At 73.1% G+C, this 23,058-nt stretch carries 22 protein-coding genes; 8 read left to right on the top strand and 14 right to left on the bottom strand.

Going from position 1 to position 23,058, the window contains the following annotated elements:
- Positions 1-31 precede the first annotated feature (31 nt).
- Complete coding sequence (locus TPA0908_RS15950; protein ID WP_281938737.1) at positions 32-592, bottom strand: dihydrofolate reductase family protein; 561 nt, start codon at positions 590-592, stop codon at positions 32-34.
- Positions 593-737: 145 nt separating this feature from the next.
- Positions 738-2,939, bottom strand: coding sequence for a transglycosylase domain-containing protein (locus TPA0908_RS15945; protein WP_281938735.1), 2,202 nt, complete (start codon positions 2,937-2,939; stop codon positions 738-740).
- Positions 2,940-3,169: 230 nt separating this feature from the next.
- Between TPA0908_RS15945 and TPA0908_RS15940 the strand changes: the two genes are divergently transcribed.
- The gene (locus TPA0908_RS15940; protein WP_281938734.1) at positions 3,170-4,870 is read left to right on the top strand and encodes a glycoside hydrolase family 27 protein; all 1,701 of its coding nucleotides are present in this window, start codon (positions 3,170-3,172) and stop codon (positions 4,868-4,870) included.
- A gap of 11 nt (positions 4,871-4,881) precedes the next feature.
- Here the strand turns inward: TPA0908_RS15940 and TPA0908_RS15935 are convergent, their stop codons facing one another.
- The 3 genes from TPA0908_RS15935 to TPA0908_RS15925 all read right to left on the bottom strand — a co-directional run bounded on the left by TPA0908_RS15935 (position 4,882) and on the right by TPA0908_RS15925 (position 7,417).
- The gene (locus tag TPA0908_RS15935; protein ID WP_281938732.1) at positions 4,882-5,703 is read right to left on the bottom strand and encodes a hypothetical protein; all 822 of its coding nucleotides are present in this window, start codon (positions 5,701-5,703) and stop codon (positions 4,882-4,884) included.
- 129 nt (positions 5,704-5,832) lie between these two features.
- Positions 5,833-6,939: an SPFH domain-containing protein gene (locus tag TPA0908_RS15930; protein WP_281938730.1), complete on the bottom strand. Its 1,107-nt coding sequence runs from the start codon at positions 6,937-6,939 to the stop codon at positions 5,833-5,835.
- 4 nt (positions 6,940-6,943) lie between these two features.
- Positions 6,944-7,417, bottom strand: coding sequence for an NfeD family protein (locus TPA0908_RS15925; protein WP_281938728.1), 474 nt, complete (start codon positions 7,415-7,417; stop codon positions 6,944-6,946).
- Between the two features lie 87 nt (positions 7,418-7,504).
- Between TPA0908_RS15925 and TPA0908_RS15920 the strand changes: the two genes are divergently transcribed.
- The gene (locus TPA0908_RS15920) at positions 7,505-8,815 is read left to right on the top strand and encodes a serine hydrolase domain-containing protein (RefSeq protein WP_281938726.1); all 1,311 of its coding nucleotides are present in this window, start codon (positions 7,505-7,507) and stop codon (positions 8,813-8,815) included.
- A gap of 105 nt (positions 8,816-8,920) precedes the next feature.
- Here TPA0908_RS15920 and TPA0908_RS15915 read toward each other — a convergent pair whose 3' ends face one another.
- Complete coding sequence (locus TPA0908_RS15915) at positions 8,921-9,994, bottom strand: IS110 family RNA-guided transposase (protein ID WP_281938725.1); 1,074 nt, start codon at positions 9,992-9,994, stop codon at positions 8,921-8,923.
- Between the two features lie 317 nt (positions 9,995-10,311).
- Between TPA0908_RS15915 and TPA0908_RS31795 the strand changes: the two genes are divergently transcribed.
- On the top strand, positions 10,312-10,479 hold the full coding sequence (locus tag TPA0908_RS31795) for an IS110 family transposase (protein ID WP_374709223.1): 168 nt from the start codon (positions 10,312-10,314) through the stop codon (positions 10,477-10,479).
- Complete coding sequence (locus TPA0908_RS15910; protein WP_374709222.1) at positions 10,476-11,366, top strand: transposase; 891 nt, start codon at positions 10,476-10,478, stop codon at positions 11,364-11,366. Before TPA0908_RS31795 ends, TPA0908_RS15910 begins: the two co-directional genes overlap by 4 nt.
- A gap of 166 nt (positions 11,367-11,532) precedes the next feature.
- On the opposite strand, the gene TPA0908_RS15905 is transcribed toward TPA0908_RS15910, so the two are convergent.
- Positions 11,533-12,345, bottom strand: coding sequence for a DUF3097 domain-containing protein (locus tag TPA0908_RS15905; RefSeq protein WP_281938723.1), 813 nt, complete (start codon positions 12,343-12,345; stop codon positions 11,533-11,535).
- A 163-nt stretch (positions 12,346-12,508) separates the two neighbouring features.
- On the opposite strand from TPA0908_RS15905, the gene TPA0908_RS15900 reads away from it, so the two are divergent.
- Positions 12,509-13,303, top strand: coding sequence for a hypothetical protein (locus TPA0908_RS15900; RefSeq protein ID WP_107156861.1), 795 nt, complete (start codon positions 12,509-12,511; stop codon positions 13,301-13,303).
- 10 nt (positions 13,304-13,313) lie between these two features.
- Here the strand turns inward: TPA0908_RS15900 and TPA0908_RS15895 are convergent, their stop codons facing one another.
- The 7 genes from TPA0908_RS15895 to TPA0908_RS15865 form a co-directional block, all read right to left on the bottom strand.
- Positions 13,314-14,183: an HAD-IIA family hydrolase gene (locus TPA0908_RS15895; RefSeq protein ID WP_281939320.1), complete on the bottom strand. Its 870-nt coding sequence runs from the start codon at positions 14,181-14,183 to the stop codon at positions 13,314-13,316.
- Complete coding sequence (locus TPA0908_RS15890) at positions 14,132-15,163, bottom strand: ferrochelatase (RefSeq protein ID WP_281938720.1); 1,032 nt, start codon at positions 15,161-15,163, stop codon at positions 14,132-14,134. The genes TPA0908_RS15895 and TPA0908_RS15890 overlap by 52 nt, the downstream gene beginning before the upstream one ends.
- 134 nt (positions 15,164-15,297) lie before the next feature.
- Entirely contained in the window at positions 15,298-16,065 is a 768-nt protein-coding gene (gene fabI / locus TPA0908_RS15885) for an enoyl-ACP reductase FabI (protein WP_107156859.1), read from the bottom strand.
- A gap of 26 nt (positions 16,066-16,091) precedes the next feature.
- Complete coding sequence (gene fabG, locus TPA0908_RS15880) at positions 16,092-16,796, bottom strand: beta-ketoacyl-ACP reductase (RefSeq protein ID WP_281938718.1); 705 nt, start codon at positions 16,794-16,796, stop codon at positions 16,092-16,094.
- 558 nt (positions 16,797-17,354) lie between these two features.
- Entirely contained in the window at positions 17,355-18,305 is a 951-nt protein-coding gene (locus TPA0908_RS15875) for a VWA domain-containing protein (protein ID WP_107156857.1), read from the bottom strand.
- Positions 18,302-19,261: a DUF58 domain-containing protein gene (locus tag TPA0908_RS15870; protein WP_281938715.1), complete on the bottom strand. Its 960-nt coding sequence runs from the start codon at positions 19,259-19,261 to the stop codon at positions 18,302-18,304. The genes TPA0908_RS15875 and TPA0908_RS15870 overlap by 4 nt, the downstream gene beginning before the upstream one ends.
- The gene (locus TPA0908_RS15865) at positions 19,240-20,346 is read right to left on the bottom strand and encodes an AAA family ATPase (RefSeq protein WP_107156856.1); all 1,107 of its coding nucleotides are present in this window, start codon (positions 20,344-20,346) and stop codon (positions 19,240-19,242) included. Before TPA0908_RS15865 ends, TPA0908_RS15870 begins: the two co-directional genes overlap by 22 nt.
- Positions 20,347-20,588: 242 nt before the next feature.
- Here TPA0908_RS15865 and TPA0908_RS15860 point away from each other — a divergent pair, with 242 nt between their 5' ends.
- From TPA0908_RS15860 to TPA0908_RS15850, 3 genes are all read left to right on the top strand, one after another.
- Positions 20,589-20,816, top strand: a complete 228-nt coding sequence (locus TPA0908_RS15860; RefSeq protein WP_107156855.1) for a hypothetical protein — start codon at positions 20,589-20,591, stop codon at positions 20,814-20,816.
- A 52-nt stretch (positions 20,817-20,868) separates the two neighbouring features.
- Positions 20,869-21,396 (top strand): PH domain-containing protein, encoded by a 528-nt coding sequence (locus TPA0908_RS15855; protein ID WP_281938711.1) that lies wholly within the window; start codon positions 20,869-20,871, stop codon positions 21,394-21,396.
- 136 nt (positions 21,397-21,532) lie between these two features.
- Positions 21,533-23,038: a PH domain-containing protein gene (locus TPA0908_RS15850; RefSeq protein ID WP_374709221.1), complete on the top strand. Its 1,506-nt coding sequence runs from the start codon at positions 21,533-21,535 to the stop codon at positions 23,036-23,038.
- The last annotated feature ends 20 nt before the right edge of the window (positions 23,039-23,058 follow it).

Here is a 23,058-nt window from a genome sequence, read left to right as displayed (position 1 = left end):
CCGCCCGGTCGGGATGCTCGCCGCCGGCCGGTCACGCCCGTTCGTAGCGCAGCAGCACCGACCGGCCGTCGAAGCCGCGCGTGGCGACCAGCCGCAGGGCCTGCCGGTCGAGGCCGGGCAGCAACCGCTTCCCGCCACCGAGCAGCACCGGGTGCACGATAACCTGGTACTCGTCGACCAGCCCGAGCGCGGCCAGCGCCGCCGCCGCGCCGGTGCCGCCGGTGACCAGCAGGTCGCCGTCGAGCCCGGCCCGCACCTCGGCCAGCTCCGCCGCCAGGTCGCCGCCGCCGATCACCCGGGCGCCGTGGTCGGCCGCGGCGAGCGTGCGGGACACGACCACCTTCGGGGTACGCCGCCAGATCGGCGCGAACGCCAGGTCGTGCGGGTGGTCGGAGATCGACTCCACCTGCGGCCAGTAGCCGGCCATCAGCTCCCACACCCGCCGTCCGTACCCGAACGCGCCGGCCCGCCCGGCCAGCTCCAGGGAGTACGCGGACAGCTCGTCCCCCATCGCCGGCCAGTCGAACTCGCCGTTCGGTCCCTCGACGAAGCCGTCGACCGACTGGTGCACCCAGTAGATGACCTTGCCCATGCCGCGCTCCTCCACTCACCGGTGCGCCCGGTCTCGGACGCGCTCACCGGTGGGTCGGAGCCGCCGCACCGGATCCGACCCACCGCCCCGGTTCAGGTGAGAAGGGGCCCCTTCTCTACCGGAGGCGTTAAGCGGGGGCCCGGCCTTACCCCCGGCCCTGGAGCCAGCGGAGGACGTCGGAGGGGAGGTTGCGGGTGTCGGGGCGGGGTTGGGTGGGCTGCTGGGGCTGCGGGCGCGGCTGGGGGCGCTGCGGGTTGCCGGCCAGCTCGCGGCTCGGGGCGGTGAAGTCCTTCACCGGCTTGCCGGCGACCGCCGCCTTGATGGTCCGGGCCACCGCGTCGATCACCTTCGCCTGCACCGCGGAGCCGACCAGGTCGGTCGCGTCGTCCGGGTTGGCCGCGATGCCGGCCACGGCCACCTGCGGGGTGAACCCGACGAACGTCTCGGTGGCGTTCCGCTCCGAGCTGCCCGTCTTGCCGGCCACCGGCCGGTCGACGATCCCGTCGACGCCGGTGGCGGTGCCGCCGTTGCACTGCCCGTACGCCGACTGCTGGCCCACCGGGCAGCGGGCCGCGTCGGTGGCCGCCCGCGCCACGTCGGGTTCGAGCACCTGCTTGCAGTTCGGCTGCCCCACGTCGACCGCGTCGCCGTCGGGCGCGGTGACCGAGACCACCGGCAGCGGCGTGCAGTACGTGCCCTCGGCGGCCACCGTCGCGTACGCGTTGGCCAGGTCGAGCGGGGTGGTGGCGGCCACGCCGAGCGTGAACGCGCCCCAGTTGGCGGCGTTGTTCCGGGCGAACGCGGCGTCGGAGTCGGCCCGGAACGTGATGCCCAGACGCTGCGCCATCTCCACCACCTTGTCCTCGCCGACCTGCTCGGCCAGCCAGACGAAGTACGTGTTGACGGAGCGGCCGAAGCCGTCCCACATCATCCGGTAGCCGTCCATCCACTCCGGGTTGGCGTTGCTCGGGCACCACATGCCGTCGCAGTTGCCCTCGGCGTCGGAGGCGTACCGGGTGGGCAGCTTGGCCGGCGCGTCGAAGCCGGTGGCGAGCGGCTTGCCGGCCTCCAGCGCGGCCAGCATGGTGAACAGCTTGAACGTCGACCCGGCCTGGTAACCGTCCACGCTCGCGCCGCCGGAGATCAACGGGTTGACCGTGTTCGGGTGGTTGGCCTGCCCGTCCGGGTTGTCGGCGAGGCTGTAGTGCCGGTTGACCGCCATGGCGAGCACCCGACCGGTGCCGGGCTCGACCGCCGCGATCGGCAGCGCGCGCTTGTCGTCGTACCCGTAGACCTTGGTGGCCTGCGCCTGCGCGGTCTGCTGGATCTTCGGGTCGAGCGTGGTGACGACCCGGTAGCCGCCGCGGCGCAGCGCCTGCTCGCGCTCGTCGGCGGTGTCACCGAACGCCGGCTGGGTGAGCCACCACTGGCGCAGGTAGTCGCAGAAGAAGCCCCAGTCGTCGTGACCCTGCGCGGTCGCCGTGCAGCCGTTGGGCTGGGCGGTCGGGCGCAGCCTCAGCGGCTCGGCCTTGGCCGCCGCCGCCTGCGCGGCGGTGACCGCGCCGGTCTCGGCCATCGAGTCGAGCACGTACGCCCGGCGGGCCAGCGCCGCGTCCTTGTCGCCGTCGATCGGGCTGTACTCGTCGGGCGACTGGACCAGGCCGGCGAGCAGCGCCGCCTCGCCGAGCGTCAGGTCCGCCGGCGCCTTGCCGAAGTAGCGCTGGCTCGCGGCGGCGACGCCGTACGCGCCGGAGCCGAAGTACGCGATGTTGAGGTACCGGTTGAGGATCTCGTCCTTGGACAGCGACTGCTCCAGCGCGTTCGCGTACCGGATCTCCTGGAGCTTGCGCCCGACGGTCTGCTCGGTGGCGGCCTGCCGCTCCTCGGCGGTGCGGGTGGGGTCGGTCTTGAGCACGTTGCGGACGTACTGCATGGTCAGCGTGGAGCCGCCCTGCTCGGTGCCGCCGCCCTTCACGTTGGCGACCAGCGCGCGGGCGATGCCGCGCAGGTCGGCGCCACCGTGCGAGTAGAACCGCCGGTCCTCGGCCGAGATGATCGCCTGGCGCATCACCGGCGCGATCTCGGCCAGCGGCACGTCGGTGCGGTTCACGTCGTAGAACGTGGTGATCAGCGTCTTGCCGTCGTTGGCGTAGAGGTAGGAGCGCTGCGGCTGCGCGGGGGTGCGCAGCGCGTCGGGCAGCTCCGCGTACGCGCCGAGGCTCGCCTTGGCGACGAACCCGCCGAGCAGGCCGGTCGGGAGCGCGGCGAGCGCCAGGACGAGCCCGGCGAGCAGGCCCGCGAGCAGCACGGTGAACAGCCGCGACAGCGGCGACCGGGGAGACGGCATGGAGCCAAGGATTGCCACGAAAGTTGCGATCCGACCACCTCCGGTAACGGGTTGTCAGCTAATTCACCGGCGACTGCCAGCGCCTTCGCGGCGTCGGGTGGCCTCTGGGGGCCGTTGTCCGGTCCCGGACCGGACAACGCGGACAGCAATTGACAGACAGCGATGTTAACGCTAACACTGACGGGGTGCGCACCGGACGGCAACATCCCCGAAACGGAAGGCGACATCAGATGAGAGCAGTCAGCGGGCCGACCGTACGGGCGGTGGTAGCCGTGGCCCTGGCGCTGGCCTCGACGCTGGCCGGCGGGACCACGCCGGCCAGCGCCTCGGCGGGCGCGACCCGGGCGACGACCGACGAGACCCCGGCGGCGGCAGCCGCGGCGGACCCGGTGGTCAGCCGGCCACCCATGGGGTGGGCGTCGTGGAACACGTTCGCCGCGAAGATCAATTACAACGTGATCAAGGCGCAGGTCGACAGCCTCGTGTCCAGCGGCCTGGCCGCCGCCGGCTACCAGTACGTGAACATCGACGAGGGCTGGTGGCAGGGCACCCGGGACGCGGCCGGGAACATCACCGTGGACACCGCCGAGTGGCCCGGCGGCATGACGGCCATCGCGGACTACATCCACAGCAAGGGGCTGAAAGCAGGCATCTACACCGACGCCGGCCGGGACGGCTGCGGGTACTACTACCCCACCGGCCGGCCCGCCGCCCCCGGATCGGGCAGCGAGGGACACTACGACCAGGACTTCCTGGCGTTCTCCCGGTGGGGCTTCGACTTCGTCAAGGTCGACTGGTGCGGCGGCGCCGCCGAAGGGCTCAGCCCCCGGACCGCGTACCAGGCCATCAGCGACTCGATCAGCCGGGCCACCGCGCAGACCGGCCGGCCGATGGTGCTGTCGGTCTGCAACTGGGGCGTGCAGAACCCGTGGGACTGGGCCCCCGGCATGTCCACCATGTGGCGCACCAGCGGGGACATCATCTACTACGGCCAGCAGCCGTCGATGGACCGCGTGCTGGCCAACTTCGACTCCGCGCAGCATCCCGCCGCCCAGAGCGTCGGCCACTACAACGACCCGGACATGCTGGTCGCCGGGATGCCCGGGTTCAGCGCGGCCCAGAACCGCACCCACCTGAGCCTGTGGGCGATCTCCGGCGCCCCGCTGCTCGCCGGCAACAACCTCACCACCATGTCCGCGGAGACCCGGGCCATCCTGGGCAACCCGGAGGTCGTCGCCATCGACCAGGACCCGCTGAGCCGGCAGGGCGTCAAGGTCGCCGAGGACGCCGCCGGCCTCCAGGTCTACAGCAAGGTGCTCGCCGCCACCGGCCGGCGGGCGGTCCTGCTGCTCAACCGCACCGGCGCCACCGCCAACGTCACGACCCGCTTCGCCGACCTCGGGCTCGGTGCCAGCGCGACCGTGCGCAACGTGTGGAGCGCCACCGACCTGGGGACCCGTACGACCAGCTACACCGCGAGCGTGCCCGCCCGCAAGGCCGTCCTGCTCGTCGTCACCGGCACCGAGAACCCCGGCGGCGGCAACCGCACCGGAACGCTTGTCGGCCGGCAGTCCGGCCGCTGCCTGGACATCAACAACTTCGCCACCGCCAACGGCACCCAGGCCCAACTGTGGGACTGCACCGGCGCGAACAACCAGACCTGGACGTACACCACCGGCCGGCAGCTCATGGTCTACGGCAACAAGTGCCTGGACGCGTACGGCGCCGGCACCGCGAACGGCACGAGGGTGGTCATCTGGGACTGCAACGGTCAGGCGAACCAGCAGTGGACCGTCAACAGCGACGGGACGATCCGGGGCGTGCAGTCCGGCCTGTGCGTCGACGCGTCGGGGGCGGCCACCGCCAACGGCACGAAGATCGTGCTCTGGAGCTGCGGCTCCGCCGACAACCAGCGGTGGAGCTGGCGCTAGGCAGCGCCCGGTCAGCCGGCGGCGAGCGGGCCGCCGCCGGCCCCGGGGACCGCACCGCCTCCACCCGGCCCGGCGGGCGTGGCGACGCTGGCGCTGGCGGCGTCGCGGGCGATGGTCTCCGGGACCAGCCGGCCGCTGCGGTAGCCGATGCCGATGCCGGCGACCAGCACGAAGATCGCGCCGAACGTCTGCAACGAGCCGATCAGCGCGCCGCCCAGGCCGAGCAGGGGCGCGGCGATCATCAGCATGGTGCCGTCGCCGTAGGAGAACATCCCGGAGCGGGCCACCGACCAGCCGGTGAGCAACCAGCCCGCGCTGTAGCAGGTGGCCCCGAACAGCACGATGCCGCGCGCGGTCAGGCCGAACACCGGCGTCTGCTCGGCCAGTCCGGCGAACGGCAGCATCAGCACCATGCCGCCGATGCTGGCCAGCAGCCCGGCCAGCGCGACGCGGCGGCAGCGGGTGGCCGCGAGCAGGCCGGTGAGCGCGAGCAGGGCCAGCAACCCCAGCCAGACCGACAGCACCCAGCCCACCAGATAGAGCGGCTGGCCGTCGGCCGGGTAGGGGTCGTTGCCCACCCCGCCGTCACTGGCCATCGCCACCACGCCGTAGAGGACCGCGTACGCCGGGAGCAGCCAGACCGCCGCGCGGGCGAACCGCCGGACGGACCAGGCCCAGCTCGCGTCCGTGGCCGGGGCCCCCGGCCCCGGTTCGGAGACGAACGGCAGGACCCGGAACCCCCCACCGGTGCGCCGGGAGCCGAGCGGTCCGCCGGGGTCGTGCGCGCCGGGGACCGGGGTACGGGAGAAGAGCCGGTTCGCCGGTTCCGTCATGCGCCACCTCGCTCGCGCCACGGGTGGCCCGGTACGCGCAACGACGCCCCGGCCCTGGTCACCACCCGTCCTGAGACCGATGGTGGCAGGCGCCGGGGCGCCGGATGAGCGATTCTCGGATTTGCCGGGTCAGCCCCGTTCGCGCTGGTCCACCGGATCGTTGAGCAGGGATTCCGGGGCCACCGGCTCCGGGGCCGGCAGGCCCTTCGCCGTGTTGCCGCCGGTGGCCTGCGCCTCCGCCACGCGTACCTCGTCGTGGATCTCCTGGGCGGCGACGGCCGCGGCCTGGGCCGCCTCGGCGGCCTCCCGCTCGACCTCGCTGGCGGTCCGGGCGGCCTCCGGCGACGGCTGGTCGCCGACCATGTTCGCCAGCCCGCCCAACGCGCCGCCCATGCCCTCCAGGGCCCGGGTCAGCTCGGTCGGCACGATCCAGACCTTGTTGGCGGTGCCGTTGGCGATCTGCGGCAGCGCCTGGAGGTACTGGTAGGCGAGCACCTTCTGGCTCGGGTTGGCGGTGTGGATCGCGTCGAAGACGGTACGGATCGCCTTGGCCTGACCCTCCGCCTGGAGGATCCGGGCCTGCCGGTCACCGTCGGCGCGCAGCACCGCGGCCTGCTTCTCACCCTCGGCGGTGAGGATCTGGGACTGCTTGTGCCCCTCGGCGTTGAGGATGGCGGCGCGGCGGTCCCGCTCGGCGCGCATCTGCTTCTCCATCGAGTCGCGGATGCTCGGCGGCGGCTCGATCGCCTTGATCTCGACCCGGGTCACCTTGATGCCCCAGCGGCCGGTGGTCTCGTCCAGCACGCCGGACAGGTGCCGGTTGATCTCCTCGCGGCTGGTCAGCGCGCGCTCCAGGTCCAGCGAGCCGATCACGTTACGCAGCGTGGTGACGGTGAGCTGCTCGATCGCCTGGAGGAAGTTGGAGATCTCGTAGGTGGCCCGGACCGAGTCGACCACCTTGAAGTAGAGGACGGTGTCGATCGAGACGACCAGGTTGTCCGAGGTGATCACCGGCTGCGGCGGGAAGCTGACCACCTGCTCACGCATGTCGACCTTGGTGCGCACCGCGTCGACGAACGGCACCAGCAGGTTGAGGCCCGGGCTCAGGGTGCGCTTGTACTTGCCGAGCCGCTCCACCACGTCCTGGCGCTGCTGCGGCACGATCCGCACCGCCTTGGCCAGGGTCACCACGACGATCACCGCCACGGCGATCAACAGGACCGCTGCAAACTCCATATCTTCACCCTCTCGCTTCGGGCAGCTCGCCCGGGGCGGAAATGTCGTCCTGCCAGACCAGGGCGGTCGCGCCCCGGACCTTTATCACCTGCACCCGTGCGCCGACGGCGTACGCCCGCGTCGCGTCGAACGAACGGGCCGTCCACAACTCGCCGTCGATCTTGACCATGCCGCGGTCGGCGTCCACCGGCTCCAGCACCACCGCGCTGGCCCCCTCGATGGCCTCGACGCCGAACGGCTGCTCGCCGTTCTCCAGCGCCGACCGGGCGTTGCGGCGGAGCGCCGGCCGGGCCAGCGCCAGGGACAGCGCCGAGACCACCGCGAAGATCACCGCCTGGAGCGCCACCGGCGCGCCGAGCGCCGCGGCGCCGGCCGCGGCGAACGCCCCGACCCCGAACATGATCAGGAAGAGCGTCGTCGTGAAGATCTCGGCGACCGCCAATACCACACCCAGAACGATCCAGAACACGGCGTCCACGTGGCCAATCGTGACACGTCGGAGCACGTGTCATCGAACTGTCATGATCGCTAGGCTGGCCGGGCCGACGGCGACGAGGAGGACGAGATGGCTCTGCTGCCCGAGACCGCACGCCAGGTGGACCTGCTGGTCGCCCACGCCCAGGCGGACGGACGCGGGCCGTCGGTCGCCCTCGGCGTGGTCCGCGACGGCGAGTTGGCACACGTGTCCGTCGCCGGCGAACAGCCCCGCCCTCACGTCGACACGCAGTACCGGATCGGCTCGATCACCAAGACCATGACCGCCGTGCTGGTGATGCAGCAGCGCGACGCCGGGCGACTGACCCTCGACGACCCGCTCGACAAGCACCTGCCCGGCACCCCGGTCGGCGCGCTCACCGTGCGCCAGTTGCTCGGGCACGCCAGCGGGCTGCAACGCGAGCCGGACGGCGGATGGTGGGAACGCGCCGACGGCACCGACCTCGACACGCTGCTCGCCGGGCTGACCCCGAACAAGATCGCCTACCCGCCGCACCGGGTCTACCACTACTCCAACCTCGCGTACGGGCTGCTCGGCGGCGCGCTGGAACGGATCACCGGCACCCCGTGGAGCGCGTTGCTGACCGAGCGGCTGCTGACCCCGCTCGGCATGCGCCGCACCACCGTGCTGCCGACCGAGCCGTACGCCCGCGGCTTCGTCGTGCACCCTTGGCACCAGACGCTGCGCGAGGAGCCGCTGACCGACACCGGGGCGATGGCGCCGGCCGGGCAGCTCTGGTCGACGGTCCAGGACCTGGCCCGCTGGGCGGCGTTCCTCGCCGACCCGGACCCGGCACTGCTCGACCCGGCCACGCTGACCGAGATGTGCGTCCCGGTGGCGATCAGCGACCTGGACTCGTGGACCGGCGGCCACGGCCTCGGTGTGGAGCTCTACCGGGTCGGCGACCGGGTGTACGTGGGCCACGGCGGGTCGATGCCCGGCTTCGTCGCCGGCCTGGTGGTGCACCGCCCCACCCGGACCGCGGTGGTGGACTTCGCCAACGCGTACGGGCTGCGCGGGCACCACGTCGTGGGGATGGCCCGCGACGTGCTCACCCGAGTGCTGGACGCCGAGCCGCCCGCGCCCGCCCCGTGGCGCCCGGCCGCTCCCCCCGCCGCCGACGAGGCCGAGCTGACCGGCCGCTGGTGGTGGATGGGCATCGAGTACGAGTTCCGCGCCGATCCGGCCGGTGACCTGGTGGGTGGGCCGATGGGCGGCCCGCCGCTCCGCTTCACCCCGCAGGGGCCGGACCGCTGGCGGGGCCGGTCCGGCCCGCAGGACGGGGAGGTCCTCACCGTCGTCCGCGACGACTCCGGCGAGGCGGTCGCACTCGACATCGCCACGTTCGTCCTCACCCGCTCCCCCGACCAGGCCCCCTGACAGTGATGATGTGGGAGCGGGTCACCCGGCCGGTCTGACTCACCCTCTGACTGACCGTGGTGTCCTAGGGATTCGTCGACTTGCCCGGGTGACCCGTTCCTGCACTCACCTGCTGGGCGTTCGTGACCTGATAGCGGGCGCTGGGAGTGCTTGTTTTTGATCTTTGAGGATCTGTCGGTAAATGATGTTGGCGAGGCGGCGTTTCAGGGCGCGTCGGGCTTCGGCTGGTGTCTTGCCTTCGTCGAGTTTGCGCTGGTAGTAGGCGCGTCCGAGGTCTGAGTGGTGGGCTTGGACGACGGCGATGATGTGCAGGGCTGAGTTGAGTTGGCGGTTGCCGCCGGTGTTGAGGCGGTGTCGTTTGCGGGGTCCGCTGGAGGCGTCGATAGGCGCGGCGCCGGTGTAGCTGGCGAAGTGGTCGGCGTTGGGAAACCGGGCCACGTTGCCGACGTGGCCAAGGATCTTCGCCGCCATGATTACGCCGACGCCCGGTAGTTCGGTCAGGCTGCTTCCGGCTGCGGTTACTGCCTGGCTCAGCTGGGTCTCGTTTGTCTTGAGCTGGGCGTCGATTCGTCGGAGCGTGGCCAGGAGGTGTCGGGCGATGTCTCGCCGGCAGGCGTCGGTGGCGGTGGCCGGTCGCACGCCTCGTAGGGCCGTGGCGGCTTTATCGGCGGACAGGCCGGTGGGTGCGCCGCCGGGGACCAGCTCTCGCAGGAGTCCGTGCAGGCGGTTGAGGATGCGGGTGCGTTCGTGGGTGAGGTCGTCGCGGTGCTCGGTCAGCAGCCGCAGGATGGTGCTCTGATCTTCGGGTTGCACGGGATTGAGCCGGTGATGGTGCAGGGCGACTCGGGCGACGCTGGCAGCGTCGGTGGCGTCGGTTTTGCGGCCGCCGCCGGTGGTCAGCAGCCGTGCTCGGGCGGCGAGGGTGGCGGGGACGTCGACGACGTCAGCGCCACCGGCGGCGAGCTGTTGGGCGATGCCGCGGCCGAGTCCCTTGGCGCCTTCGACGGCAAAGCGGTGCTGCGGCCAGCGCTGGGCCCAACTGGTCAGCTGGGTGAAGGTGCCGGCATTGACGACGAAGCGTCGGGCGGCGAGTTCATGCCCTGTGTCGTCGACGGCGACGGCGGTCAGCGATGACTTGTGCGGGTCGATACCGATCACGATCACAGCGAGGTTCTCCACGACGGCGTTGACGGGGTGACGTTCGCCGTGGTGGGCATCCTGACTTGAAGATCGATCGCATGCCTCTGTCGAGCCACGCCACGGCCGGGCGCCGGCCGGCGTGGCACGCTATCAGTGAGCCAACCCAAAGGCGGCAAGGAACATGCGGACCTGAGCCGACCGGCGCCCTGGACGCTATGGGCTGCAGACCCTCGCGTCTGCCCCCGATTCAACAAGTCAGGAGCCTGTGCAAGAGGTCCCGTCACTGTCCTGTCCGCCCGTCCCGGCGGTGCGTGCCGACCCTGTTCGGTGCAAGCGAGAGGGACGACGGTTCCAGCATGGCAGCCAAGAAGCGTCAGGTCACAGGTGGTGTCGACACCCACGGTAAGACTCATCACGCCGCCGTCATCGACGGTGCTGGCCGGGTACTGGGTGACCAGGAGTTTCCCGCGTCGGCGGCGGGTTACCGGCAACTACTGGCCTGGCTACGCCGATTCGGTCAGTGATCAAGGTTGGGGTGGAGGGCACCGGCACCTACGGTGCGGGACTGGCCCGCCACCTCACCGCTGAGGGCATCGCTGTGGTCGAGGTCGACCGTCCGGCCCGGCGAGCCCGCCGGGCCAAGGGCAAGTCCGACCCTCTCGACGCGCTTGCCGCAGCCCGGGCGGCCCTGTCCGGACTGGCCAGCGGCACGCCGAAGACCCGCACCGGCCCGGTCGAGGCCATCCGCGCCCTGCGGGTGGCCCGCCGCGGCGCGGTGAAGGCCCGCACCGCCGCGCTCAACCAGCTCCACGGCCTGGTCGCCTCTGCTCCGGAGTCCCTGCGCCACGACCTCAGCCAGCCGGGACCACCGCTGGTCGACCGGTGCGCCGCGCTACCCGTCGACCAGACCCGACTCACTGATCCCGTCGAGGCCACCAAAGCCGCCCTGACCGCCATCGCCGCCCGGATCCAGGCCCTGACCGCCGAGATCACCCAAGCCGACCGGCGGCTACGACCCGCCGTCGCCCGCACCGCCCCACACCTGCACGCCGTCTACGGCATCGGCACCGACGTCGCCGGACAACTACTCACCACCGCCGGCGACAACCCCGACCGACTCCGCTCCGAAGCCGCTCTGGCCCACCTCTGCGGCGCCGCGCCTATCCCCGCCAGCTCAGGACGCACCGATCGCCACCGCCTCAACCGAGGCGGCGACAGAGCCGCCAACTCAGCCCTGCACACCATCGCCCTGGTCCGCATGCGCCACGACCCCCGCACCCGCGCCTACGTCGACAAACGCACCAAACAAGGCCTCAACAAGAAAGAAATCATGCGCTGCCTCAAGCGCTACATCGTCCGCGAGGTCCACACCGCCCTCCTCGCTGACTTCACCACCCTCAACACCCCTTGACTTCCATAGGAGCATCCCCGGGCGCCTACGAACTTGAGTACGTGGACGGGTCAGGGGTGACTCGTCCGCGTACTCAAGTTCGTAGCGCCTCGCAAGACCTCACCCACCGACCGCGGAACCGAGCCGCGAGCACCGCACCCGACGGGCCGGGGGCGACCGCAACCACTCACCCCGGCAAGGTGACGAAATCGATCAACCGCTCCATCGCGTTGATCAACGGCGTCTCCACGTCCGCGAAACTGTCCACCCGGGACAGGATGTGCCGCCACATGTCGGCCGGCTCGGCCACCCCGAGCGCGGCGCAGACGCCCTCCTTCCAGGGCTGCCCGGGCGGCACCACCGGCCACGCCGCGATGCCCAGCGCCGCCGGCCGCACCGCCTGCCACACGTCCACGTAGGGGTGACCGGTGACCAGCACGTGGGGTGAGGTCACCCGGGCCACGATCCGGCTCTCCTTCGAACCGGGGACGAGGTGGTCGACAAGCACCCCGAGCCGCCGGCCCGGCCCGGGCGCGAACGTGCGCACCTCGTCGGCGAGCGCGTCGATGCCGTCGAGCGGCTCCACCACCACGCCCTCGATGCGCAGGTCGTCGCCCCAGATCCGCTCGACGAGCGCGGCGTCGTGCACACCCTCCACCCAGATCCGGCTGGCCTTGGCGACCTGCGCCCGCACGCCGTCCACGGCGACCGAGCCGGAGGCGGTCCGACGCCGGGCGGCCGGGACCGGGGCGCGAGCCGGGCGGCGTAGCGTGACCGGCCGGCCGTCGAGCAGGAACGCGGCGGGCAGCAGCGGGAAGTTGCGCCGCCGACCGTGCCGGTCCTCCAGCACCACGGCGCCCGAGTCGAAACCGACCACCGCGCCGCAGAACCCGGAGTCGGCGTCCTCGACCACCAGGTCGGGCTCGGCGTCGACCTCGGGGGTCACCTTCCGCCTCCGCCAGTCGCCCGCCAGCACGTCCCCGTCGTATCGCCCCGCCATGGCGATCACGCTAGTCATCGGGCCGGCGGGTCGCCCGCCGACGCGCCGGCCCGGGCACCACCCGAGGATGTACGAAACGGTGCGAACGGGGTAGTTGGGGGCAGGCCACGCCACCCGTGCGGCAGCCGAGACAGCGGCGGCGGCCACCACGTACCCTTTCCGCATGTCCTCCCCCGCAACGGGCGCGGCCACGCTGGCTGCGCGCCGGTCAAGCCGGTTCGTCGCCTGGGTACGCGCCTGGCGCGCCGGCCTGGTGCCGTTCGACGAGGTCGCCGACGCCATCGCCGGCGACGAGGAACACCTCGTCGCGGACGCGCCCGGCACCTGGACCGACGTGTCGCTGCGGGAGGCGCTGCCGAGCCTGGCCAAGCACTCCCCGGACGAGATCCGCCTGGTCCTGCCCGCACCGGGCGACCCGCGCGGGCTGCCCGGGCCCGGCGCGTTCGCCGGGGCGGCGCTGCTGGCCGGCGAGGCGGTGGTGGCCAGCGGGCTCGGGCTGGTGCCGGAGGTCCGCACGCACACCTCCGGCTCCGGGATGACCTGGGAGACGGTGCTGTGGCGGGTCCACGCGCTGCCGCCGGACGCGCCGAAGGCGTCCCTGACCGCGCCGGGCGCGGCGGAGGCCGAAGCCGAACTGGCCACCGCGCTGGCCGAGACGACCGCGGCACTGACCCGGCTGGACGTCGCCCAGTGGCGGCCCGAGCTGGCCGGCGCGCTCGCCGCACTGCGTCGCCCCGACGGCGCCACCGACCTGCCACCCGGCTTCGACCCACGGTCCCGCCGGCTGTTCGCCCGCGCCGCCGTGCTGGACCGGGTGCTCGCCCTGGCCGGCGAGAGCGCCCCGGGCGGCGCGGTGAACACCCACGAGGCGCAGCAGCGGGACGCGGCGCTCCGACCGCTGACCACCGCCTGCCGGCAGGCGCTGGTGGCCGCCTGCAACGCCCCGCTGCGGCTCTAGGCCCGCCGGCTCAGACCTCGTCGATCAGGTCGGCCACCGAGTCGACGATCCGGGACGGTCGGTAGGGATAGCGTTCCGCCTCGGCCCGGGTGCTGATGCCGGTGAGCACCAGGATGGTCTCCAGCCCGGCCTCCAGCCCGCACAGGATGTCGGTGTCCATCCGGTCGCCGATCATCGCGGTCGACTCCGAGTGGGCGTCGATGGTGTTCAACGCGGAGCGCATCATCATCGGGTTGGGTTTGCCGACGAAGTAGGGCTCCACGCCGGTCGCCTTGGAGATCATCGCGGCCACCGAGCCGGCCGCCGGCAGGGCCCCCTCGACCGACGGGCCGGTGGCGTCCGGGTTGGTGCAGATGAACCGCGCGCCGTCGTCGATCAGCCGGATCGCCTTGGTGATCGCCTCGAAGCTGTAGGTGCGGGTCTCCCCGAGCACCACGTAGTCCGGGGCGAAGTCGCTGAGCACGTACCCCACCGCGTGCAACGCCGTGGTCAGGCCGGCCTCGCCGATCACGTACGCGGTCCCGCCCGGCCGCTGGTCGGCCAGGAACTGGGCGGTGGCCAGCGCGGACGACCAGATCGCCTCCTCCGGCACGTCCAGCCCCATCCGGGCCAGCCGGGCCTGGAGGTCGCGCGGGGTGTAGATGGAGTTGTTCGTCAGCACCAGGAACGGCTTGCCCGAGGCGCGCAGCTTCTTGACGAACTCCGGAGCGCCGGGCACCGGCTGCCCCTCGTGCACCAGCACGCCGTCCATGTCGGTGAGCCAGCTCTGCACCGGCTTGCGGTCATGCATCGTGTCGTCCCCAGGGGTGTGTCGGTGGTCGGTCGGGCTCAGGGCCGGCGGGTCGAGGGCACGCAGCACAGCGCCGGGCAGGTGTCCCAGGCCGGCAACTCGCCGAGCCGGCGGCGCAGCCGCTCCCCGTCCGGGGCGGTGCGCTCCAGGACCAACTCCCGGACCATCGCCACGAAGCGCGGGTCGGTGCCCGGGGTGCCGGCGCGGACGAAGTCCAGGCCGAGCTGTTTGGCCGTCTCCAGCGCCTCGGTGTCCAGGTCCCAGACCACCTCCAGGTGGTCGGAGACGAACCCGATCGGGCTCACCACCACAGCGGTCACGCCCTGCTCGGCCAGGCTGGTCAGGTGGTCGTTGACGTCCGGCTCCAGCCACGGCACCTGCGGCGGGCCGGACCGGCTCTGCCAGACCAGGTCGTACGGCAGGTCGGGCGCGGCGGCGGCGTGCACCAGCCGGGCGGTCTCTTCCATCTGGGCGGTGTACCGGCCGCCGTGCGGGCCTGCGGTGGCGGCCGCCGAGGCCGGGATCGAGTGCGCGGTGAACACCAGCCGGGTGTTGTCCCGCCGGGCCGGGTCGAGCTGGGCCAGCGCGGCGCGGACCGCGTCGACGTGCGGCTCGACGAAACCCGGATGGTCCCAGAACTGGCGCAGCTTCTCGATCAGCGGCGCATCCGAACCGACCGCGGCCCGCGCCGACGCGATGTCCTCCTGGTACTGCCGGCAGGAGGAGTAGCCGCCGTACGCGCTGGTGACGAACGCCAGCGCCCGGGTGATCCCGTCGTCGCGCATCTGCGCCACCGTGTCGGCGAGCATCGGGTCCCAGTTGCGGTTGCCCCAGTAGACCGGCAGGTCGACGCCGTTGGCGGCGAAGTCCGCCCGGATCGCCGCCAGCAGGTCGCGGCACTGCTGGTTGATCGGGGACACGCCACCGAAGTGCAGGTAGTGCTCGGCGACCTCGGCCAGCCGCTCCGGCGGCACCCCCCGCCCGCGGGTCACGTTCTGGAGGAAGGGAAGCACGTCCTCGGGCCGCTCCGGGCCACCGAAGGAGACCAGCACCAACGCGTCGTACGCCATGGCCCCATTCTTCCCCGCCCGCCGTGACGCGCGTGCGACGCCCCCTGCTCAGCGCGGTAACGACCCGGGGAGTCGGTGTTAAGCGGGGCCCCTTCCTATGCCTCAGGCGTTAAGAAGGGGCCCTTCCTTTCCGCTCAGGCGCCGAGGGCGTGGTAGCCGCCGTCGACGTGCACGATCTCGCCGGTGGTGGCCGGGAACCAGTCGGACAGCAACGCCAGGCAGGCCCGGGCGGCCGGCTCGGAGTCGGACAGGTCCCAGCCCAGCGGCGCGCGCTCGGACCAGGCGTCCTCGAACTGGCTGAACCCGGGGATCGACTTGGCGGCCATGGTGCGCAGCGGGCCGGCGGCCACCAGGTTGCTGCGGATGCCCTGCTTGCCCAGGTGCAACGCCAGGTAGCGGGAGGCGGACTCCAGCCCGGCCTTGGCCACGCCCATCCAGTCGTAGACCGGCCAGGCCTTGGTGGCGTCGAAGGTGAGGCCGACCACGGCGCCGCCGGCGGACATCAGCGGCAACGCCGCCATGGCGAGGGACTTGTAGGAGAACGTGGAGACCTGCAACGCGGTCGCCACGTCGGCCCACGGCGCGTCGAGGAACCCGCCGCCGAGGCAGCTCTGCGGCGCGAACCCGATCGAGTGCACCACCCCGTCCAGGCCGTCGACGTGCTCGCGCACCTTGTCGGCCAGCCCGGCCAGGTGCTCGTCGTTGCTGACGTCCAGCTCGATCACCGGCGCCGGCTCGGGCAGCCGCTTGGCGATCCGCTCCACCAGGGAGAGGCGGCCGAAGCCGGTGAGCACGACCTGGGCGCCGTTCTCCTGGGCGAGCTTCGCCACGGAGAACGCGATCGAGGCGTCGGTGATGACGCCGGTGACCAGCAGCCGCTTACCGGCCAGGAGTCCGGACATGCGCAATTCCTCCGTGCTCTCGTCAGTCAGTGACCCATGCCCAGGCCGCCGTCGACCGGGATGACGGCGCCGGAGATGTACCCGGCCGCGTCCGAGGCCAGCCAGGTGACCACGTCGGCCACCTCCGCCGGCTGGGCGAACCGGCCGGCCGGGATGGCCTTGCGGTATTCGGTGCGGCGCTCCTCGGGCAGCGCCGCGGTCATGTCGGTGTCGATGAAGCCGGGCGCCACCACGTTCGCGGTGATGTTGCGCCCGCCCAGCTCACGGGTGATCGAGCGGGCCACCCCCACCAGGCCGGCCTTGCTCGCGGCGTAGTTGACCTGGCCGGCGCCGCCGTAGAGGCCGACCACCGAGGAGATGAAGATCATCCGGCCCCACTTGGCCCGGAGCATCTTCGTCGAGGCCCGCTTGGCGACCCGGAAGGAGCCGGCCAGATTGGTGTCGAGCACGCGGGTGAACTGCTCGTCGGACATCCGCATGATCAGCGTGTCGTCGGTGATGCCGGCGTTGGCGACGAGCACCTCCACCGGGCCCAGCTCGGCCTCCACCGTGGCGAACGCGGCGTCCACCGACTCGGCGTCGGTCACGTCGCACCGCACCCCGAACAGCCCCTCCGGCGCGTCCCCGCTCCGGTGGGTCACCGCCACCCGGTCACCCTGCTTGGCGAAGGCCTGCGCGATGGCCAGACCGATGCCGCGGTTTCCGCCGGTCACCAGCACGGTACGGGCCACGGGTCCCCCTGAATCTCGGTCTGATCTCTCGGTCGGTGGCGAGCCTAGGGGTTACCGACAGGTAAGCGCTAACCCGCCCAGCTCAGCGGCCGGCCGTGTCCTCCCGCCCGGCCCGGCGCGCGACACCGCCACCCCCGGTGTACGCTGATCACTGTCTGCGGGCCGGTCTGCGCCCGCGCTCCGGGCTCCGCCGACCGCAGGAGGTGATCGCTGTGCGAGATAGCGATCCTCCCAGTCGTGGCCGGGCCCACCGTCAGCCCCGCTGAGCCACGGCTCGGTCGACGCGGCTGACCCGCTTCCCGCCCTCCGCACCGCACCCGCTCTCCGGCGTTCCACCGCCGGGGGTGGCCCTGCCGCGCGGCGGAGCACCCGGTCACGACTTCGTGTGTGTCCCTCCCGGTCCCCCGCACGGCCCGCCTCACCGGGCCGAAGTCGCCACGGAGCACAACCATGAGCCGTTACGCCGCACCGCTGGGCTTCACCCTCGCCGCCGTCTGGGTGGCCGTCCTGTTCGTACTGGCCGGCGGCGGTCACTGACCACCGCCGGCCCGGCCCGGCTCAGATCAGCCGGGACGTCCACAGCAGGCTCAGCGCCCCGGCGCAGAGCGCCAGCAGCAACGCGACCCCCGCGTACCACTGGGTGACCTCGCGCGGCTCGGTGCGGTAGCCGATCGAGCTGCCCATGTCCTGGTAGACCTGCTTCAGCTCGCTCACCGAGGCGGCCTCGTAGAAGAAGCCCTGGGTGGTCTCCGCGAGCTGGGACAGCGCGCTGCGGTCCACCGGCACCCGCTGGAGCTGGCCGCCGATGTCCACCTGGCCGGAGTCGGTGCCGAACGCGATGGTGGAGACCGGCACGTTGGCCGCCTGCGCCGCCGCGGCCGCCTCCTCCACCGAGCGGCCCGACGTGCGGTAGCCGTCGGAGAGCAGCACGATCCGGGCCGGCGGGATGCCGGCGGCGCCGTCGGCCGGCACCGACCGGATCGCCTCTAGGCAGGTGAACACCGCCTCCCCGGTGGCGGTCGCCTCGGCCAGCACCAGCCCGTCGATGGCGGTGGTCACCGCGCCCCGGTCCTTGGTGGGCGGCACCAGCACGTTCGCCGACTTGGCGAACGAGACCAGGCCCAGGTTGTAGCTCTCCGGCAGCTCGCCGACGAACTGCTTGGCCGCCTCCTGCGCGGCCTCCAGCCGGTTCGGCGCCACGTCGTCGGCCTGCATGGACAGCGACACGTCGATGGCGAGCATCACGGTCGCCCGTTCCAGCGGCTCCCGGGTGTCGATCGCCGGCCGGGCCAGCCCGGTCGCCAACACCAGCAGGCAGAGCAGGAACGCGGTCGCCGCCGCGTGTCGCCGCCAGCCGAGCCCCTTGGGCGCGACGGTACGCAGCAGGTCGACGGTGGTGAAGCGCAGCGCGTACTGCCGGCGGTGCAACTGCCGCCAGACGTACGCGGCGGCGAGCGCCAGCACCGGCAGCACGGCCAGCAGCCACCACGGTTGCAGAAAACGGATCATCGGGTCGTCCCTCGGGTACGGGCGTGCCGCTGCGCGGCGACGAAACGCACCATGTCCAGCAGCCAGTCTCGGTCGGTACGCAGGCGCAGGTGGGCCGCGCCGGCGGCGCGCATCTCGGCGGCGATCGCCCCGCGCTGGGCGGCCGCCGCCTCGGCGTACCGGCGGCGCAGTCCCGGATCGGCGGTCTGCACCTCGTGCAGCTCCCCGGTCTCCGGATCGACCACCGGCAGCACCCCCACGTCGGGCAGTTCGAGTTCCCGCGGGTCGACCACCTCGACGGCCAGCACGTCGTGGCGGACCCGCAGCTTACGCAGCGGCCGGCCCCACTGCGCCGGCGGTGACAGGAAGTCGGAGATCACCACCGCCACACCGCGCCGCCGGGGCGGCCGGTTGAGCGCGTCCACCAGCGCGCCGAGGTCGCTGCGCCCGGGGCGGATCTCGGTGCCGGCGACGGCGCGCAGCAGCCCCTGCGCCTCCTTGCGTCCGCCCCGGGCGGGCAGCCGCAGCAGCGTCCCCGGCGCACCGGTGGTCGCGCCGGTGCCGACCACCGCGCCGATCCGGTTGCCGCCGCGCACGGTGAGGTGGGCCAGCGCGGCCACCGCGGCGACCGCCACGTCCCGCTTGAGCCAGCGGCCGGTGCCGAAGTCGAGGCTGGCGGAGAGGTCGACCGCCAGCCACGTCTCCAGTTCGCGGTCGGCCACCGTACGCCGCACGTGCGGCATGGTGGTGCGGGCGGTCACCGGCCAGTCCATCCGGCGCACGTCGTCGCCGGGCCGGTACTCCCGGGACTCCCCCGCCTCGCTGCCCGGGCCGGGCAGCAGGCCGGCGTAGTCGCCCTGGAGCAGCCCGTCCAGCTTGCGGGTGACCATGAGCTGGAGCCGGGCCAGCACGGCGCCGGAGCGCTCGCCGGCGGCCGGCAGCCGGGTGGGCGGCGTCACGGGCGCTGCCCGGGCCACCCGTTGTGCGGCACGGCCGGTGGCGGTGGTGTGGCCTGCTGACGGGGGGCCACCGCGGGCAGCGGGATGGTCGACATCACCCGGTGCACGATGTGGTCGGCCGGCACGTCGTCGGCGAGCGCGTCGTAGCTGAGCACCAGCCGGTGGCGCAGGATGTCCGGCGCGATGTCCTGCACGTCCTGCGGCAGCGCGTAGTCCCGGCCGCGCAGCAGCGCCAGCGCACGGGTGGCCCGGACCAGGCCGAGCGAGGCGCGCGGGCTGGCGCCGTACTGGATGAGCTGGGCCACGTCGGGCATCCCGTGCTCGGCCGGGGCGCGGGTGGCCAGCACCAGCCGGACCGCGTAGTCGACGAGCGCGTTGTGCACGAAGACCTGGTCGGCCTTGCGCTGGAGCGCGATCAGGTCGGGGGTGTCGAACACCCGGGCCGGCTCGGGCGGGGCCACGCCCATCCGGTAGACGATCTCCCGCTCCTCGGCGTCGGTCGGGTAGCCCACCACGATCTTCATCAGGAACCGGTCCCGCTGCGCCTCCGGCAGCGGGTAGACGCCCTCCTGCTCGATCGGGTTCTGGGTGGCCATCACCAGGAACGGGTCGGGCACCCGGTGCGACTCACCGCCGATGGAGACCTGCCGTTCGCTCATCACCTCGAGCAGCGCCGACTGCACCTTCGCCGGCGCCCGGTTGATCTCGTCGGCGAGCAGGAAGTTGACGAAGACCGGGCCCAGCTCGACGTCGAACTTCTCGCTGGACTGCCGGTAGATCCGGGTGCCCATGATGTCGGCGGGCACCAGGTCGGGGGTGAACTGGACGCGGGCGAAGGACCCGCCGACGACCCGGGCGAGCGTCTCCACGGCGAGCGTCTTGGCCACGCCGGGCACCCCCTCCAGCAGGCAGTGCCCCCGGGCCAGCAGCGCGACGAACATCCGCTCGACCATCCGGTCCTGCCCGACGATCACCCGTTTGATCTCGAACAACGCGCGTTCCAGCAGCGTGGCGTCCTGCGCCGGGGTGGTGACGGCCGGGGGCGGCGGGTCCGGCGTCGCCTCGGTCGGGTTCGGCACGTCGGGCGTGGTCGGCTGGGCCACCGGTCCTCCACAGCTGGGTAGTCGTCGCGGCGTGGTGCGTGTCAAGACTGTCATGCCTTGCTGAGAGCCGAGGGTGGGAGAGGCACGATTTTCGCCACGCCGTCGGAGTCCGGTGGAAAACGCTGAACACGGGTGGACAACAAGGGGTCCGGCGCGTGTACGATTCACCCCGTCGCCGGGCGGCTCCCCCCGTGGCCGCCCGGCGCTAAAACTCCCCGGTGTGCGGCTCTAGACTCGCCCCGGTGACCACTCCCCGCCCTGATGACGCGCCGATCTGCTCGGCGCGGGGGTGTCGCGCCCCCGCGGTGTTCCAGTTGCGCTGGCGTAACCCCCGCCTGCACGCGCCCGACCGGCGCAAGACCTGGCTGGCCTGCCCGGCGCACCGCGCCTCGCTGGGTGACTTCCTCGACGCGCGCGGCTTCCTGCGCGAGGTGGTGCCGCTGCCCGGATCGCCTACGCTCGAAGCGTGAGCGCGCAGACGATCGGATTCCGCGCCGCCGGTGGACGCGGCGGTTCCCCCCGGTGAGCGCCGACGGCCACGCCGGCCGGCCGGCGTCCCCGCCCGGCCCGTTGGAGCCCTGGCCGGACACGGTCCGCTGGCAGCCGATCTCCCGCGACCTGATCTGGGTGGAGCTGATCCGGCTCGGCATCGGTCTCGCCGTGGCGCTCGTGGTGCTCGGCACGGCCTGGGCGCTCTCCGGGCACTGGCTGCTGGGCGCCGCCGTCGCGGTGGCGCTGCTGCTGTCCGCGTGGCGGGTGGTCACCATCGTGCGCGCGGTGCGGGCCTGGGGGTACGCCGAGCGCGCCGACGACCTGCTGGTGCGCCACGGCCTGCTGGTGCGGCGGCTCTCCATCGTCCCGTATTCGCGGATGCAGTTCGTCGACGTGAGCGCCGGTCCGCTGGAACGCGCCTTCGACCTGGCCACCGTGCAGTTGCACACCGCCGCGGCGGCCAGCGACGCCCGGGTGCCCGGCCTGCGGCCGGCCGAGGCGTCGCGGCTGCGCGACCGGCTCACCGCGCTGGGCGAGGACCGGGCGGAGGGCCTGTGAGCGCGAGGAGCGAGCCGGTCCTGCGAGCCCCGCAGTCGCGAACGAAGGACGGCACCGCGAGCGCGAGGAGCGAGCCGGTCCTGCGAGCCCCGCAGTCGCGAACGAAGGACGGCACCGCGAGCGCGAGGAGCGAGCCGTGACGGACGGGCAGCAGTGGCCGCCACCGCCGGTCCACGGTCCGCCGTCCACCCCACCGCCCGGCCCCGCCCCAGCACCCGGGCCTGCTCCGGGTCCGTGGCCCGGGGCGGGTCCGCAGCCGGCGCCGGGCCCCGGGTCCGGGCCGGTGCCGCCGCCTCCCGGAGCGTGGGTGCCGGCGCCGTGGGGGCCGCCGGGCGAGACGGAGCCGCGACAGCGGCTGCACCCGTTGAGTCCCGCGCTGCACGGCGCGAAGTCGCTGGTCGTGGTGATCGCCGGGCTCTCCTGGTCGACCCTGTCCCGGGTCGGGTTCGGCTGGTTCGCCGCGCTGGTCGCGGTCTTCGTCCTCGGCGCCACCGTGCTGTCCGTGGTGAGCTGGTGGAACACCGGTTACCACGTGGTCGGCCGGGAGCTGCGGGTGTACGAGGGGCTGCTGTGGCGGCGTACCCGGGCCATCCCGCTGGAACGGTTGCAGGCGGTGGAGGTGGTCCGGCCGCTGCTGGCCCAGCTCACCGGGCTGGCGGAGCTGCGGCTGGAGGTGGTCGGCGGCGGCAAGACCGAGGCGCCGCTGGCGTACCTCGGGGTGGCCGAGGCCGCCGCGCTGCGCCAGCGGCTGCTCGCCGTGGCCGGCCGCGCCCCGGCGTCCGCGCCGGCCACGGTCGGCGCGCCATCCACCCCTGCCCCGGCCGGCCGGCGGCTGCACGCCGTACGCAATCAGGATCTGCTGGTCAGCCAGTTGCTCACGCCGCAGGCGTTCCTGCTGCCGTTCGGTCTGGCGTTCGTGGTGGCGCAGTTCCTGTCCGAGGGTTCCTGGTCGTTCATCGCGGTGGCCAGCACGCTGACCGCGATGGCCGGCGTGCTGCTGCAACCGGTCCGCCGGGTGCTCGACGACTGGAGCTTCCGGCTGGACGCCGACGGCGACACGCTCCGGGTGCACAACGGGCTGCTGGAGACGCGGGTGCAGACCGTGCCGCTGCACCGGGTGCAGACCGTCGGGGTGACCTGGCCGCTGCTCTGGCGGATGAAGGGCTGGTTGCGGCTGCGGCTGGAGGTGGCCGGCTACTCGGCCGGCGAGCCGGACGACCGGAACCGCCCGGACCGGCTGCTGCCGGTCGGCGACGCCGGCACCGGCGAGCGGGTGGTGGCCGAGGTGCTGCCCGGCGTGCGGCTGGACGCGCTGCCCGGCACGCCGCCGCCGCGCCGGGCCCGCTGGCTGCGCCCGCTGAGTCGGGCGGTGGTCGGCGTCGGGCTCGACGAGCGGGTCTTCGTGGCCCGGTCCGGGTTGCTGACGCGCTCGGTGACGCTGGTGCCGTACGCCCGGATCCAGAGCGTGCGGGTCACCCAGGGGCCGGCGCAGCGACGGCTGCGGCTGGCCACCGTGCACGCGGACACCGCCGGTGGGGCGGGCGCGGCGGCGGTCGACCGGGACCTGGCCGACGCGTGGGAGCTGGCCGCGGAACTGACCGCGCGGGCGCAGGCCGCGCGCTCGGCCGACCGGAGCCGCTGACCCGGCGGCGCCCGGGGCCG

This window comes from Micromonospora sp. AKA38 (assembly GCF_027925725.1).
Classification (GTDB): domain Bacteria; phylum Actinomycetota; class Actinomycetes; order Mycobacteriales; family Micromonosporaceae; genus Micromonospora.
The sequence above is the reverse complement of the archived record's forward strand: the minus strand, read 5'-3'. Positions and strand labels throughout refer to the sequence as shown.